2 protein-coding genes are annotated in these 650 nt (G+C 35.5%); both read right to left on the bottom strand.

Going from position 1 to position 650, the window contains the following annotated elements; genetic code table 11:
- Window positions 1–11: 11 nt before the first annotated feature.
- Window positions 12–365, bottom strand: coding sequence for a threonyl-tRNA synthetase editing domain-containing protein (locus V3W49_RS22750; RefSeq protein ID WP_500148219.1), 354 nt, complete (start codon window positions 363–365; stop codon window positions 12–14).
- 69 nt (window positions 366–434) lie between these two features.
- A partial coding sequence (locus V3W49_RS22755; protein ID WP_500148221.1) for a hypothetical protein occupies window positions 435–650 on the bottom strand: 216 nt, incomplete at its 5' end.

The following is a 650-nucleotide window of genomic DNA, read 5'->3' on the forward strand; positions in this document are numbered from 1 at the left end:
CCGTTAACTTTTTATTTATATGATTTTGTCCAACCAAATGGAGCACGATGTATTTCTAAATCAGTCCCCAACGATTCCATTTGTTTTAAAACACTCAATGCTGTACTTGGTGAAGCAAGGTTTGAGCTAAGATGTGCATATGGATATAAGAGTAATTTCTTACATCCGACTTTCTTCATAGAATCTTGGATTTCATTAATTGCTTTTTGTGCAACAATAGAATCATCACCATCTTCTACAGCGATAAATGCCACTACAATTTCCTCAAATCGCTTTGTTTCTGGTTGGATTTCTTCAGCTGCAGAAATTTCCTTTTTTGTAGGTGTGTATTCTATAGCATCACAGTGTAGTTGTAAAATTCGCACAGCTTGACACTGAAGTAATAATTGAATTAAATCTTGTGCTAGAATATGTAAAGATCAGAATTTTTTGGTTCATAAATTTGATTGTAAGGTGATTATTGAACGGGTTATCAAACCAGAAGGGCCCAAGTTTTTTGTTACAAAGTCTGCAGCCTTTTCAAGTGCATTTTCGCCCCTGAATCCCTCATCATAAATCATTTCCACAGAACCTTTGTCGGTCTCCACATTGGACGTGATTAATGAATACTGGCCAAGCCTTTCATCCTTTTTTTCAAGACATAGCTTTAA

It is taken from the genome of Rosenbergiella sp. YN46, from assembly GCF_036620675.1.
GTDB lineage: Bacteria > Pseudomonadota > Gammaproteobacteria > Enterobacterales > Enterobacteriaceae > Jejubacter.